General features: G+C 59.3%; 9 protein-coding genes. 8 read left to right on the top strand and 1 reads right to left on the bottom strand.

Going from position 1 to position 14,821, the window contains the following annotated elements:
* Positions 1-24: 24 nt before the first annotated feature.
* Positions 25-978, bottom strand: a complete 954-nt coding sequence (gene gshB, locus ACWJ62_RS09145; RefSeq protein ID WP_449285896.1) for a glutathione synthase — start codon at positions 976-978, stop codon at positions 25-27.
* A 297-nt stretch (positions 979-1,275) separates the two neighbouring features.
* Between gshB and pilG the strand changes: the two genes are divergently transcribed.
* From pilG to ACWJ62_RS09105, 8 genes are all read left to right on the top strand, one after another.
* Positions 1,276-1,668, top strand: coding sequence for a twitching motility response regulator PilG (pilG, locus tag ACWJ62_RS09140; RefSeq protein WP_008175635.1), 393 nt, complete (start codon positions 1,276-1,278; stop codon positions 1,666-1,668).
* 32 nt (positions 1,669-1,700) lie between these two features.
* Positions 1,701-2,063: a twitching motility response regulator PilH gene (pilH, locus tag ACWJ62_RS09135; protein WP_011787171.1), complete on the top strand. Its 363-nt coding sequence runs from the start codon at positions 1,701-1,703 to the stop codon at positions 2,061-2,063.
* Positions 2,064-2,083: 20 nt separating this feature from the next.
* Positions 2,084-2,629 (top strand): chemotaxis protein CheW, encoded by a 546-nt coding sequence (locus ACWJ62_RS09130; protein WP_064229600.1) that lies wholly within the window; start codon positions 2,084-2,086, stop codon positions 2,627-2,629.
* Positions 2,630-2,720: 91 nt separating this feature from the next.
* On the top strand, positions 2,721-4,796 hold the full coding sequence (locus ACWJ62_RS09125; RefSeq protein WP_041645743.1) for a methyl-accepting chemotaxis protein: 2,076 nt from the start codon (positions 2,721-2,723) through the stop codon (positions 4,794-4,796).
* A 27-nt stretch (positions 4,797-4,823) separates the two neighbouring features.
* The gene (locus ACWJ62_RS09120) at positions 4,824-5,723 is read left to right on the top strand and encodes a CheR family methyltransferase (protein ID WP_449285895.1); all 900 of its coding nucleotides are present in this window, start codon (positions 4,824-4,826) and stop codon (positions 5,721-5,723) included.
* A gap of 11 nt (positions 5,724-5,734) precedes the next feature.
* Positions 5,735-13,237 (top strand): Hpt domain-containing protein, encoded by a 7,503-nt coding sequence (locus tag ACWJ62_RS09115; RefSeq protein ID WP_449285894.1) that lies wholly within the window; start codon positions 5,735-5,737, stop codon positions 13,235-13,237.
* Positions 13,237-14,289: a chemotaxis protein CheB gene (locus ACWJ62_RS09110; protein ID WP_449285893.1), complete on the top strand. Its 1,053-nt coding sequence runs from the start codon at positions 13,237-13,239 to the stop codon at positions 14,287-14,289. Before ACWJ62_RS09115 ends, ACWJ62_RS09110 begins: the two co-directional genes overlap by 1 nt.
* An 11-nt stretch (positions 14,290-14,300) precedes the next feature.
* Positions 14,301-14,762 carry a chemotaxis protein CheW gene (locus tag ACWJ62_RS09105; protein ID WP_449285892.1) on the top strand — a complete coding sequence of 154 codons (462 nt, stop codon included), beginning with the start codon at positions 14,301-14,303 and terminating at the stop codon, positions 14,760-14,762.
* The last annotated feature ends 59 nt before the right edge of the window (positions 14,763-14,821 follow it).

Below are 14,821 nucleotides of genomic sequence, written 5' to 3'. Positions count from 1 at the left end.
ACCTGCCCGGTCGCCATCACCGGATTATGCCTGGCCCAGGCGCTTTGCAATCGCGTCCATCAACATCCCACCGATATCGATCCCGAAGGCCGCATCGAGTTCCCGGATACAGGTCGGGCTGGTGACATTGATTTCGGTGAGGTAGTCACCGATGACATCCAGCCCCACAAAAATGAGGCCTTTCTCTTTAATCACCGGGGCAACACGTTCGCAGATCTCCCGATCCCGCGCGGTCAGTTCACGACCTTCACCGCGGCCGCCGGCGGCCAGATTGCCCCGATTCTCGCCATGGGAGGGTATTCTCGCAAGGGAATAGGGTACCGGTTCACCGTCGATCAGTAAGATACGCTTGTCGCCATCGCTGATTTCGGGGATGTATTTTTGGGCCATGGCCTGGTGCGTGCCATAGTTGGTGAGGGTTTCGATGATGACACCGAGATTGAAATCGTTCTCCCTGATACGGAAGATCGAATGACCGCCCATGCCGTCCACCGGCTTCATGATGACATCGCCGTGTTTAGCATAGAACTCGCGGAAACGGCTTGCCGAGCGGCTGACCAGCAGCGGTGGTGTCAGGTCCTCGAACTGGGTGGCAAACAGCTTCTCGTTGCAGTCGCGAAGCGTGGATGCCGGGTTGACCACAAGCGCGCCCTGCTGCTCGGCCGCTTCCAATATATAGGTGGCCATCAGGAACTCCCGGTCTACCGGCGGATCCTTGCGCATCAGGATGACATCCAGATCGCCCAGCGCTCGGTCCTGGCTCGGCCCAAAGCTGTACCAGTTTTCCGGGTCCATGTGGACCGTAAGATCCCGAGTATGCGCCATGGCCTTACCGCCATCCAGATACATGTCCGGCAGCTCCATGTACTCGATTTCCCAACCGCGTTTCTGGGCAGCCAGCAACATGGCCAGTGAGCTGTCTTTCTTGAAGTGGATATCTTCAATCGGATCCATCACGATCCCGAGTCTGACGGTCATGGGCGTTCCTGCACTCCTGAGGGTTAAAAACACGAACCGGTCTGCAGAGCGGACCAGACATTAAGTGCTATGCTTTGAAATCAGATGGTATTGTACCCGAGCTGCAAATGCATCCGGAGAAATCCTCAGTCAGTTACGTGACGTTGCGGGCAGAAGTACATTTGGTCACAAACTAATACTTTTTATCCGGCCATTGATAATCTATAAATGAGCGGGGTTTATAGAAGAACCTTAAGGTTTGTGTTAAAACCCCCGTTTTAAAATAACGACAGTCGCTGAGCGCAAGGCAGTTGGACAATGGATGACAACTTCGAGAACTTGAAGATCATGGTGATCGACGACAGTAAAACCATACGTCGCACCGCAGAAACCCTTCTAAAAAAGGTCGGCTGTGAGGTCATCACCGCGACTGACGGCTTTGACGCTCTTGCCAAGATTGCCGATTCACAGCCGGACATCATTTTTGTCGATATCATGATGCCCCGCCTGGACGGCTACCAGACCTGCGCACTTATCAAGAACAATTCCTCCTTCAAAAAGACGCCGGTTATTATGCTCTCCAGCAAGGACGGTCTGTTCGACAAGGCCAAGGGCCGCATCGTCGGCTCGGACCAGTATCTGACCAAACCGTTCAGTAAGGATGAGCTGCTTAATACCATCCGCCAGTATGTTCCACAGGCGGAACAGTAAACCTGCTGACCCCAAGAACCATCGAGGAAACCATGGCCCGCATTCTTATTGTTGACGATTCCCCTACCGAGGTTAAGAAAATCTCCACGATCCTGGAAAAGCATAAGCACGAGGTGCTTACAGCTGACAACGGCGCAGACGGCGTTGCCAAGGCTCGCGCAGAGACCCCGGATCTGGTTCTGATGGATGTGGTTATGCCCGGCCTGAACGGCTTTCAGGCAACCCGCCAACTGACCCGCGCCCCGGAAACCGCGTCCATCCCGGTCGTCATCGTAACCACCAAGGATCAGGAAACTGACCGCGTTTGGGGCACCCGCCAGGGCGCCAAGGGTTACCTGGTCAAGCCGGTTAACGAAGACGACCTGATCAAAACAATCAACAGTCTGATTGCCTGATCCCCAACCGTGGAGTAAGCATGTCCGCCCAGGCCGCCCCTTTTGCCGTTCTGACGGATATCGCCGCGCGCAGCCGGTCGCTGGCCGCCGGCCTGCCGGAACAACAGGAAGCCGTTGAACTGTGGAACGGCATCGGCTTCGTTCTCGCAGGCGAACGCTACGTTGCCCCCATGGGCGAAGTCACTGAAATCCTCCACGTCCCCCGGTTTACCCACATACCGGGGGTTCGCCCGTTTCTGCTTGGCGCAGCCAATGTTCGCGGCCGCCTTCTGCCCCTGGTTGATCTTGCCGGCTTTTTCGATATACCCCGCTCGTCCCGTAGCCAGCGGGAACGGCGCGTGCTGGTGGTAGAGCAGGGTGACATTTTCAGCGGGCTGGTCGTCGATAGTGTGCTGGGCATGCAGTATTTCGCAACTGACAGTTTCAAGGATTCGCCCGAGGGCGTACCTGAAAACGTTCGACCGTTTGTCTCAGGCGGTTATGAACGCAACGAGGAAGTCTGGAAAGTGTTTTCGGCCGTCGACCTGCTCGAGGACGAACGATTTCTTGACGTCGCACAGTGGTAAGGGTGGTGACAATGGCAGGAACATCACCCTGACCGCCTGAAACCCGAAAAAACAAACTTGCCAATTTCTTGAAGAGGCCGGGAGCCAGAAAATGAAGAACAGAGCCGGAAGACTCAGTATGGGACAGGGAGGCAACAAGCTGGTTGCCGGCCTGATCGCCGCGCTGATCGCACTCACTATCCTGCTCGTTGTGGTGCTGTTCATTATCAATACAGACAGCCAGAACGATCAGGAATACATCGCCAACACCGCCGAACTGAGGGTGCTCTCTCAGGAGATTGCGAAGAACGCGACCGAAGCTGCCGGCGGTACCGCCGAGGCCTTCAACCAGCTGCGCCGCTCCCGTGACGAATTCCAGCAGCTCTGGACCAACGTAACCGAGGGCAATCCGGAAACTGGCCTGCCGCCGAGTGAACTGGCCCAGCAGAGTGGCGTCCAGGAAAACTGGAACACCGTGCGGGAAAATGCCGACAGCATCCTCTCCACCCAGGATGCGGTGCTCGGCCTCCACGAGGTTGCCCGGACCCTGAACGAAACCATTCCGCAGCTGCAGGTTGAGTACGACGATATCGTACAGATCCTGCTCGACAACGACGCACCCGCCGAACAAATCGCACTGGCGCAGCGTCAGTCACTCCTGGCGGAGCGGATTGTTCGCTCGGTTAACAACGTACTCTCCGGTGACGAAGACGCGGTTATTGCCGCGGACCGTTTCGGTCGTGACGCAAGCCTGTTCGGCCGAGTGCTTGAAGGCCAGCTGAACGGCAACCCTGCCATGGGGATATCGCAGGTAAATGACGAAGACGCCATCTACGGCCTCGAAGCTGTCGATGAACTGTTCCAGTTCGTTTCCCAAAACGTAGACGCAATCCTTGAAGCCTCTCCCGACCTCTTCAAGGTACGTACTGCTGCCAGCGACATCTTCCAGAATTCCGAGATCCTGCTTTCCGAACTCTCTGTACTGGCCGAGAACTTCCGGACCCAGTCCGGCTCACGCCTGGTCAGCCCGACCCTGGCCTTTGCGATCCTGGCCGCCATGGTTGCCATTGTTGTGTTTATCGGTCTGGCCCTGTACCGCGAAGCCCAGGCCCGACTGGCTACTACGCAAGAGCAGAACGAGCAGAACCAGAACGCGATCCTGCGACTACTGGACGAACTGGCCGACCTGGCTGATGGTGACCTGACCACCGAGGCCACGGTAACCGAGGACTTCACCGGTGCCATCGCCGACTCCATCAACTACGCGATCGACCAGATGCGCGGACTGGTACAGGCGATTCGTGGTACTGCGGTACGGGTAGCGTCAGCGGCTCAAGAAACCCAGGCCACTGCGATGCATCTTGCCGATGCTTCCGAGCACCAGGCCCAGGAAATCGCCGGCGCCTCCGCCGCGGTGAACGAGATGGCCGTGTCCATCGACCAGGTATCCTCCAACGCTGCCGAGTCCTCCGCGGTTGCGGAGCGGTCGGTTGCGATCGCTAAGAAAGGCGCGGAAGTGGTACAGAACACCATCCGCGGCATGGACAACATCCGTGAGCAGATCCAGGAAACCTCCAAACGGATCAAGCGTCTGGGTGAATCTTCCCAGGAAATCGGTGACATCGTATCCCTGATCAACGACATCGCCGACCAGACCAACATCCTGTCCCTGAACGCGGCGATCCAGGCCTCCATGGCCGGTGACGCGGGCCGGGGCTTCGCGGTTGTTGCGGACGAAGTACAGCGACTGGCGGAACGCTCCTCTGCAGCGACCAAGCAGATTGAAGCGCTGGTCAAGACGATCCAGTCGGACACCAACGAAGCGGTTATCTCCATGGAACACACCACCGCCGAGGTGGTCCGTGGTGCCCGTCTGGCCCAGGACGCGGGTATCGCCCTCGAGGAAATCGAGAACGTATCCATGTCTCTGGCGGAACTGATCCAGAACATCTCCAACGCTGCACGTCAGCAGTCGTCGTCGGCGGCGCACATTTCCAACACCATGAACGTTATCCAGGAAATCACGTCCCAGACGTCTTCCGGTACCAACGCGACTGCGAAGTCTATCGGTAACCTGGCAGAAATGGCGTCCGAGCTTCGGTCCTCCGTTGCCGGCTTCACTCTGCCGGAAGAAGACGTGGCTGATCACGAGGAAGAGGAAGACAGCGACGTTCCGGTGGTGGGCTGATTTCCGTTCCAGGGCTGTTGACGGTTTATGGCGCAAATGCATAACAACCTGTCACCTGCCGAGGGCATCTGGTCACTGCGCCGACTCCCTGATATGGACGAGGCGCAGTTCAGCCAGTGGCAAACCCTGCTGGAACACCGAACCGGTATCACTCTGTCGCCCGAGCGCCGATCGTTTCTGGAAACGAACCTTGGCATCCGGATGCGGGAAATCGGCTGCAGCAGCTATCAGGCCTATTACGAAAAAATCGTATCCGGGCCGGATGCGATCAGGGAATGGTCAACGCTGGTGGACCGGCTCACTGTCCAGGAAACCCGGTTCTTCCGGGATCCCGACGCTTTCCGGCTGGTATCCGACTATGTCCTGACACGGCCGCGGGAACAGCTGAAAAAGCGCCCTCTGGAGGCGTGGAGTGTCGGATGTTCCACCGGGGAAGAGCCCTACACCCTGGCCATGGTGCTGAATGAATGCATGGAGCAGCTGGCATTGCAGCCTCTGTTCGGTGTCACCGGCTCTGACATCAGCAAGCCGGTGATCGAGAAGGCCCGGAACGGTCAGTTCAATCCCCGCAAACTGCTGGGAATGGACGAAGAAATGAAAGCCCGGTATTTCCGCCCGGCCGAGCGGAATACCGTAGAAATCGTGAACAGCATCCGCGACAGGGTGTGCTTTACCAGACTGAATGTTCTGGACCTGGATAAGGCACCCATGCACGGGATGAACATTATCTTCTGCCAGAATCTGCTGATTTATTTCCGCCGCTGGCGCCGGCGGGAAATTGTCAAGCGACTTGCAGAGCGGCTGGCGCCCGGGGGGTTGCTGGTACTGGGCCAGGGAGAGCTGACCGACTGGCAGCCTCCAGGGTTACAGAGAGTCCCCTCGGAACATGTGCTGGCGTGGATCAAACGCCAGACTGACGAAGAATAACCGGAGTGGTTATGGGCAATCACCATGACAGCATCGCCCTCGACTGGGTTCGGGGAGAGATACAGGACACGCTGACCCAGGGTCAGCATGCACTGGAAGCGTATGTCGAGAATCGTGACGACACCGCGCGCCTGCGCTTCTGCCTGAATTATCTCCATCAGGTACATGGCACCCTGCAAATGGTCGAGCTCTACGGTGCAGCCCTGCTCACCGAGGAGATGGAAAAGCTCACCCAGGCCGTACTCAACGAAACCGTTGCCAATACCGACGAAGCCGTTGAAGTCCTGATGCAGGCCATCCTGCAGTTGCCCCAGTACCTCGAGCATCTGGCCAGCAGCCAGGACGATTTCCCGATGGTGCTGCTGCCACTGCTAAACGACCTCCGGGCCGCCCGTGGCGAATCCCTGCTGTCTGATACCTCGTTGTTCAAACCGGACCTGGCACCCTCGCGCATTACCGTGTCCGGGAAGGTCTCCCAGCGCCTGCAGGACCCAACAGTCCTGGGCCACATCCGCAAACTGCGCCAGATGTACCAGTTCGCGCTGGCCGGTGTCATCCGGGAAGCGGATCTCGATGCCCATTTCGAGTACATGCAGAAGGTTATTCAACGGCTGGTCCGTTTATGCCAGAAAACGCCCCGGGGCGAGCTCTGGAAAGCGGCCAGTGCGTTCGTGGAAACACTTCAGGCACACGTGAACCCGGTGAATGCGGCGGTGAAATCCCTGCTCAGGGAGCTGGACAGTGAAATACGCCGACTGACCGACGAGCACGCCGATATCCTTCAGCAACCGGCACCGGAAGCGCTGCTCAAACACCTGCTCTACTATGTTGCCCGTGCGCGGGATCTGGATTCCCCCCAGGTCAGTGCCCTACGGGATGCCTACCAGCTTAACCAGGCACTGCCGTCAGAAGACGATGTTGATGCCGCCCGAACCCGGGTATCCGGCCCCGGCCGGGACGCCATCCATTCCGTTGTCGGCGCGCTCAATGAAGAGCTGGCGAAACTGAAGGATCAGCTGGATCTGTTTGTCCGCTCAGAACTCCGCCAGAACAGTGAACTTGACGATCTGTTGCCTGGCCTGCGTCAGGTGGCCAATACCCTGGCTGTACTGGGTCTGGGCATACCACGGAAAGTGATCACCGAACAGGTTGAACTGGTTGAGAAACTCAGCGCCCAGGCCGAGCTGGTTGATGATGGCACGCTGATGGATATCGCCGGCGCACTGCTTTACGTCGAAGCCAGTCTCGCCGGCCTGGACAGTGAAGGTCATCAGGAGTCGTCCACAGACGAAACCTCCGATGCACCGATTAACCTGGGCTCCCGGGAACTGGGCGAGGCCAGCGGCGCGCTGCTGCGGGAATCGCGGAACACCCTGGAACAGGTGAAATCCGCCATCGTCAATTTTATTGCCTCGCAATGGGATACCCGGGAAATCGAGCATGTCCCTGGCCTGCTGCACAGCATTCGCGGTGGCCTCAGCCTGATCCCGCTGGACCGGGTTGCAAGCATGCTGGCCTCGGCAGAGCGCTACATCAGCGATGTGCTGCTGGACGGCAAGCAGGTTCCTGACTGGAAGCAGCTCGACATCCTGGCCGATGCGGTTACCAGCATCGAGTATTACCTGGAGCGCCTCGCTGAAGGGATTGGCGAAAACGATTCGATTCTCCGGGTTGCCGAGGACAGTCTCGCTTCCCTCGGTTTCCCGGTCGGGGCTGAGCCCACCTGGACTGAAGCCACGGCCCAGGAAGAGCCCGTCCTTGAACCGTCTGACGAGCAGGATGAAGCCAGCGTTTCGGCCGCCCCGGAAGAAGCCAAAAGCTCGGATGCGGAACTCCTGGACGACGAGATTCTCGGCATTTTCGTTGAGGAAGCCGAAGAGGTTCTCGAGACCATTCATGAATTCTATCCCCGTCTGCGCCAGAATCACGACGACCGTGAGGCTCTGACCGAGGTTCGTCGCGCTTTCCATACTCTCAAGGGCAGCGGACGACTTGTGGGCGCGACCAGTATCGGCGAGTTGGCATGGTCTGTGGAAAACCTGCTGAACCGGGTAATCGATCAGACCATTCGCCCCACCGAAGACATGTTTTCCCTGGTGGACGAGGTCAATGCACGCATTCCATCACTGATCCGTGAATTCAAGGACGGCCAGACCGCAGGCGACGTAGCTGAACTCATCAACCGGGCCGAGGCCATGGCAACCACCCGTCGCACCGACGACGATGCCGTGGCGGGGCCGGAAACTCCCGAGGTCGAAGACACAGTCGCCGACCAGGGAGAAGAAGAGCACGAAATCCCGACATCCATCGATGAAGAAGCCGCCGATGACGACGACCTGATTGACGATGAAATACTCGAAATATTCGTCGAAGAAGCCGGTGAGGTGCTGGACACCATTCGCGAATACCTGCCGATGCTTCTGCGTCAGCACGATGACCGCAGCGCCCTGTCCGAAGTTCGCCGTGCCTTCCACACTCTGAAAGGCAGTGGCCGTATGGTCGGCGCACTGGTTGTTGGTGAACTGGCCTGGTCCGTGGAAAACATGCTGAACCGCGTTATCGACGGCAGCATCTTCATGAACGATGACATCGCCAGTCTTTTGGAAGATGTCACCGCCAACCTGCCGGCCCTGGTCGAAGATTTCGAGAAGCGCCGTTCGGCGTCCGTCGATACCTCCAACCTGGAAGCCCGCGCCAACGCTCTGGCCAACGGGGAGATTCCTGATGCCAGCACGATGCCGGCGGCCGAATCGGACGGCTCCGAAGCCGTAGCCGAAGGGGAAACCACGACTACAGGCGCAGATATCGAGACGGCTGAAGAGGATGCGGTCGACCCGGTATTGCTCGATATTTTTGAAAGTGAAACCGAGACCCACCTGCAGACGCTGAAGGATTTCCTGTCAGCAGCCGGAGACAAGACCACGGTTACCTACACCGATGATCTTTCCCGGGCCCTGCATACCCTCAAAGGCAGCGCCCATACCGCTGGCATTGCACCCATTGCTGCTGTGATCACACCACTGGAGCGCTTCGTCAAGGAATCCCGGGCACAGAACAAGCGGGCCAACCGCGACGTGCTTTCGCTGATCGAATCCGCCTGCGATTTTCTGACCCAGGGCCTGGCCCAGATCCGTGAAAATCCTCAGGCCTCGCTGCCGGGCACCGAAGCCTTCCTCGAGAAACTGGACCAACTGACGGACGAGACACTCCGCGGCCACAGCGAGGAGGCCCCGCGCGAACATCCGCAGCAGGCTCCGTCACGGCTGGTTCAGCTGTTCCTGAACGAAGGCCTCGACATTGTTCTGGATGCCGACCGGATTCTCGACCACTGGGCGGACAACCCCGGCGAAATGGAGTCGTTGAACCCGTTACGTTCCGAGCTGGAACAGTTGACCTCCGGCGCCTCCGAAGCCGGGCTCGGCGACGTTGCCGCACTCTCGGGCGCCCTGAAAGACACCTACGACGAAGCCGCCAGACACAATGAAGCGCCGGACGAAGCCTTTTTCGAGACCGTTCGGGCAGCTCACGAACAGCTGATCAACATGATGGATCAGGTGGCCGCCGGGCTCGCCACGGAATCCAGCGACGACATGGTTACCGCGCTCGAAAACCTGAAGCGGGCCCCGACCACAGAAAACCAGGAACCCGACGCCTTCGAGCAGGAATTCACCGGTGACCTCGAGGAAATCGATCTCAGCTTTGAGATGGATGAAACCGAAGTACCGGCAAATGAAGAACCAGCAGCGACCGAACAACCGCCGCTCCCGGAAATGTCCGAATCCGATGACGACATGGACGAGGAACTTGCGGAAATCTTCCTGGAAGAGGCCCGCGACCTCATCGACAGCACCGCTGAAGCGCTGCAGAACTGGAGCGAAAATACCGGAAATCTGGATATCCTTCGGTTGCTACAGCGGGATCTGCATACCCTTAAGGGGGGTGCACGCCTGGCCGACATTCCTGCCGTGGGCGACCTCTCCCACGAGCTGGAAAACCTGTTTGAGGGACTGACGGAGCAACGGCTATCGATCAACGATGAGCTCTCAGACCTGCTGTTCCGCTGCCACGATCGGCTTGCGGGCATGGTCGAGAACCTGGAAGCCAAGGAGCCGCCACGCCCTGCGCCGGATCTGATTGGCGAAATCCAGGCTTACATGGACAGCGCCACCGGATCACGCCCGGTCACCAGTGTTGCCAGCCCGGAAGAAGAAGCGGAACCGGAATTCAACGACGAAGAACGGGCCTCGCTCCCGGACGTCGAGGAACCCGTCGATTCCGATCCTGAAACCGCGGAAACCGGCGAGACGGAAGACGGTGTTGCCGATCTCTCGCACCTGGATCCGGAGCTGGTCGGCATTTTCCTGGAAGAAGCCTACGACCTGATCAACTCTACCGGCAGCGCCCTGCACACCTGGACCGAAGACCCGTCGGACCGGAGCATTGCCGCGGAACTGCAACGGGATGTCCACACGCTCAAGGGTGGCGCCCGGATGGCTGGCGTTGAGGCCATTGGCGACCTCACCCACGTTCTCGAAGACCTGTTTGAAAAGGTTGCGGAAGGTCAGCTGGAATCCAGCGACGCCATGAACGATCTCTTGTTTGCCTGCCATGACCGGCTGGCGCAAATGGTCGAGCAAGTGGCAACCCAGAAGCCTTGCCCACCGGCGGAGGAGCTGGTCGCTCGCGTTAAATCCATCCTTCGGGGCGAATCGGCGCCGTCCGAGGATTCAGCAGAAGCCCCCGACCTCAGCGAAACTCTGGCACAGGCCAGCGATGATGACCTGATCGGCATCTTCCTGGACGAAGGCCTGGAAATCTACGACGCCATCAGTGAGTGTCTTGACCAGTGGCGCGAGGAGCCGGAAGAACTGACCGGCCTGACCCAGCTGCAGCAGGAACTGCATACCCTGAAGGGTGGTGCACGGCTTTCTGACGTCGATCCGATTGCCAACCTGGCAGAGGCCTGGTCCGACGCCCTGGATCCCCTGATCTCCGGATCCAATAACCAGAAGACGTTGCTGAAGCTCAGCGACCGGGCATTAGGCAGCCTCAAGGCCATGCTCGACAGCCTGGAAGAAGGCAGCAAGCCCGAGCCGGATGCGGGCCTGATTGGAGACTTCCGGGCGGCCCACGAAGTGGTCGCCGAAGAGACCGCTGCCCCCCGTGAAGAATCCGAACAGGAAGCGATCGATCCGGAAGTACTGGAAATTTTCCTGGAGGAAGCCGGCGAAATCATGGACCAGTTGGAGCAGTTGCTCGATGACTGGCGCAAGGAACCGGCAAACCACAGCTTTAACCAGGAAGCCCAGCGTGCATTGCACACCCTGAAAGGCGGCGCACGGCTGTCTCAGCTGACCCAGCTCGGCGACAGGGCCCACGCCCTTGAAACCCGCCTGATTGACCTTGGCGGCAATGCCCCGGATGACCCTCACTGGCAGGCCATTACCGAAGATCACGACGCCATCATCGCCCTGGTTGACGACATCCGTAAGGGCTACGAATCCGGCATGGGTGTGCCAACAGCAAAGGCCGAACAGCAGGCCCCGGCCGCGCCGGAACCGAAAAAGCCTGAGGAGCCGACGCCTCCCGCCAAGGTAGAAAAACCGGCAGCACCGGCACCCAAGCCCGGAAAATCGCCGGCCAAGGTTCGCAAACAGGCGGCCGAAGCACAGCGGGCGGCCCAGGAGACCATCCGGGTATCCGCACCGCTGCTGGATGAGCTGGTCAACCTGGCGGGTGAAACCAGTATTACCCGTGGCCGGCTTGAGCAGCAGACCAGTGATTTTGGCCATACCCTGGACGAAATGGCCGCCACCATCGAGCGTCTGCGTGAGCAGCTGCGCCGGATGGAAATCGAGACCGAAGCTCAGATCCTGTTCAGTGCCGAGAAAGAACACGGACCGGATTACGGCGACGACTTCGACCCGCTGGAAATGGACCGCTACTCCTCCATCCAGCAGCTGTCCCGGGCTCTGACCGAGTCCTCCTCGGACCTTGCGGACCTGCGGGAAACCCTGTCTGATCGGGTACGGGACACCGAAACCCTGCTGGTGCAGCAGTCGCGGATCAACACGGAACTCCAGGAGGGTCTGATGAAGACCCGGATGATTCCGTTCGCCTCCATGGTGCCGCGTCTACGGCGCATCGTTCGCCAGATCAGCGGCGAACTGGGTAAGAAAGTCGACTTCGACGTCCGCAACGCCGAAGGCGAAATGGACCGCAATATCCTCGAGCGCATGATCGCGCCCCTGGAGCACATGCTTCGGAACGCCCTGGACCACGGCATCGAAAGCCCGGCGGACCGCAAGCAAGCCGGCAAGCCGGAAACCGGCGAAGTCACTCTGTCATTGACCCGTGAAGGCGGCGACGTTGTCCTGCGGATGATCGACGATGGCGCCGGCATTCCCTCTTCGGTCATTCGCGACAAGGCGATCCGTCAGGGCATGCTGGGGAAAGACGAAGACCTGTCCGAGCGGGAAATCCTGCAGTTTATCCTGCAGCCCGGCTTCTCCACCGCCCAGCAGGTGACCCAGATTTCCGGCCGCGGCGTGGGCATGGACGTGGTTGCCAGCGAGATCAAACAACTCGGTGGCAGCCTGGATATCGATTCCGCTGTTGGCCGCGGGACCACCTTCACGGTTCGCCTGCCGTTCACGGTTTCCGTCAACCGGGCGCTAATGGTGTCCACCGGCGAGGATTTCTACGCGATCCCGCTGAACACCATCGAGGGTATTGTCCGGGTCAGCACCTACGAGCTTGAGGAATACTACAAGCCGGATGCGCCGATGTACGAATACGCCGGCCAGGAATACCGGCTCCAGTACCTGGGCAGCCTGCTCAACAGTGACCACCATCCGAAGCTTCAGGGTCAGGCCCTGCCGCTGCCGGTGATTCTGGTGCGCGGTGCCGAGCAGCCCATGGCCCTGCAGGTGGACAACCTGATGGGCAGCCGGGAAATTGTTGTTAAATCCCTTGGTCCCCAGTTCAGTACGGTGCGCGGCGTGTCCGGTGCCACCATCCTGGGTGACGGTAACGTGGTGGTGATTCTCGACCTGCCAGCCATGATCCGTTCCGACATCCTGTCAGAACGCCAGCGCCTGGCCAATCTCGAGAAAGCCCGCGAGTCTGCCCGGTACGAGGAACAGGCGACCGTGGTCATGGTGGTGGACGACTCGGTTACGGTACGGAAGGTAACCTCACGACTGCTGGAGCGTAACGGCATGGAAGTCATCACCGCCAAAGACGGCCTGGACGCGGTCGCACAACTGCAGGATCACAAACCGGATATCATCCTGCTGGATATCGAAATGCCGCGGATGGATGGTTTCGAAGTTGCCAGCTTTGTGCGCCACGACGATAACCTGCGGGAAATTCCGATCTGCATGATCACCTCACGGACCGGCGAGAAGCACCGCGAGCGGGCGCTGGCCATTGGTGTGAACGAGTATCTCGGCAAGCCGTTCCAGGAAACCGAGTTGCTTGAGACCATTGAGCGGCTGACCGGACGTCAGTGATGGCCGGCCTGACTGGCCGGCCACGGGTCGGGATCGTCTCGGATGTGGTTCTGCAGCGACACCGGCTGCAGGCCGCAACATCCAAGTTCGGTCTGGAGGTGAGCTTTTCCGGAGATCCCGAGCGTTTGCTGGGCTACCCGGAATTCCCGGATGCCAGCCTCTGGCTGGTCACCCTGGAAGACGAGGCTGATCACCCGTTACTGTTCGATCACCTGCTTGAAAATACCGAGGCACCGGTACTGTTCGGACTGGATGAAGCACCCAAGCCAGGAAGTACCGAGTATTTTCGCTGGGAACGACGTTTGCTGGGCAAGCTCGAGCAGCAACTGGGGCACCTGGAAGAGCTGGACTCAGAAGCCACTCTGGCAGAACTGGAGCAGGAAACGCCGGCACCAGTAACATCGCCAGGCCTGCCTCACTGGATTCCGCCTGCAGTACCCGGTTCGGTGGCCGAGGAAGTCTGGATTCTGGGCGCTTCACTGGGAGGGCCGGCGGCGGTAAAAACGTTTCTGGACCACCTGCCGCCGAATCTACCCGTGGGCTTCATCTATGCCCAGCACATAGATGGGAACTTCACCGAGGTTCTTACGCGGGTGCTGGGTCGCCACGCCCACTACCAGCTCAAGCGGGCCGACGAAGGCTACCGGGTCAAGAATGGTGATGTCGTGCTGCTGCCGGTGGAGCACGAATGGAAGCTGAACGAACAGGGTGCCCTGACGGAAACAAGCAATGCCTGGCCGGGCCCCTATGGCCCGTCTATTGACCAGGTCCTGCTCAACGTCGCGGATCATTACGGCCAGCGCTGCCATGCTATTCTTTTTTCCGGCATGGGTAATGATGGCGCTATTGCAGCGCCCTTACTGAAAGCCTACGGTAGCCGGATCTGGGTCCAGGAGAGCACAAGCTGCGGCAACAGCTCCATGCCCGAATCCGTCGCCGCCACCGGTTGTACCGGTTTCTGTGGCACCCCGGAGCAGCTGGCACGGGAACTGGTAAAAACCATCGAAGAATCCTGCCTGCTCAAGAGCCGGCAGAAACGGGACTCCGCCTGAGGTAACACGCAATGAATGACAACAGCCAATCCCTCTCCTGCGTCATGATTCCCATGAGCGGACGGCAACTGTTGCTGCCCAACGTCTCGATTGCGGAAGTGGTCGACTATGCCAGCGCTGATGCCGGCGCGAACACGCCGGAATGGCTGGTTGGCTACCTTGACTGGCGGGGCCTGCAACTTCCGGTGATTTCCTACGACGCGGCCAACGGCGGCGCCCTCAGTGTTCCAGGCGATAATCGGGGCCGCATCGTTGTTCTAAACACCATCGGCGATCACCACAAGGAAGTCCCGTTTATGGCTCTGGTTACCCAGGGCATTCCCAGCCAGGCCCGTTTGGCGGAAGACCAGGTCAGGAAGCTGGAGGGTGAACCGGGGCCGGCGGATCTGATGCAGGTCGAGGTCGAAGGTGAGCATGCCTGGATCCCGAATCTGGAATTTCTGGAATCCCTGGTTGTAAAGTCCCGACACTGACCCGTTCCACTGCCGGACATGGCAGACAGCCCTGCAAATGTTATAATGTTTCAAATTTT

The sequence above is a fragment of the Marinobacter sp. PE14 genome (assembly GCF_053566155.1).
The sequence above is the reverse complement of the archived record's forward strand: the minus strand, read 5'-3'. Positions and strand labels throughout refer to the sequence as shown.

Bases quoted from the DNA above. Each gene is read 5' to 3' on its own strand.
- gshB (WP_449285896.1), bottom strand. From the start codon at position 978: ATGACCGTCAGACTCGGGATCGTGATGGATCCGATTGAAGATATCCAC.
- pilG (WP_008175635.1), top strand. From the start codon at position 1,276: ATGGATGACAACTTCGAGAACTTGAAGATCATGGTGATCGACGACAGT.
- pilH (WP_011787171.1), top strand. From the start codon at position 1,701: ATGGCCCGCATTCTTATTGTTGACGATTCCCCTACCGAGGTTAAGAAA.
- ACWJ62_RS09130 (WP_064229600.1), top strand. From the start codon at position 2,084: ATGTCCGCCCAGGCCGCCCCTTTTGCCGTTCTGACGGATATCGCCGCG.
- ACWJ62_RS09125 (WP_041645743.1), top strand. From the start codon at position 2,721: ATGAAGAACAGAGCCGGAAGACTCAGTATGGGACAGGGAGGCAACAAG.
- ACWJ62_RS09120 (WP_449285895.1), top strand. From the start codon at position 4,824: ATGGCGCAAATGCATAACAACCTGTCACCTGCCGAGGGCATCTGGTCA.
- ACWJ62_RS09115 (WP_449285894.1), top strand. From the start codon at position 5,735: ATGGGCAATCACCATGACAGCATCGCCCTCGACTGGGTTCGGGGAGAG.
- ACWJ62_RS09110 (WP_449285893.1), top strand. From the start codon at position 13,237: ATGGCCGGCCTGACTGGCCGGCCACGGGTCGGGATCGTCTCGGATGTG.
- ACWJ62_RS09105 (WP_449285892.1), top strand. From the start codon at position 14,301: ATGAATGACAACAGCCAATCCCTCTCCTGCGTCATGATTCCCATGAGC.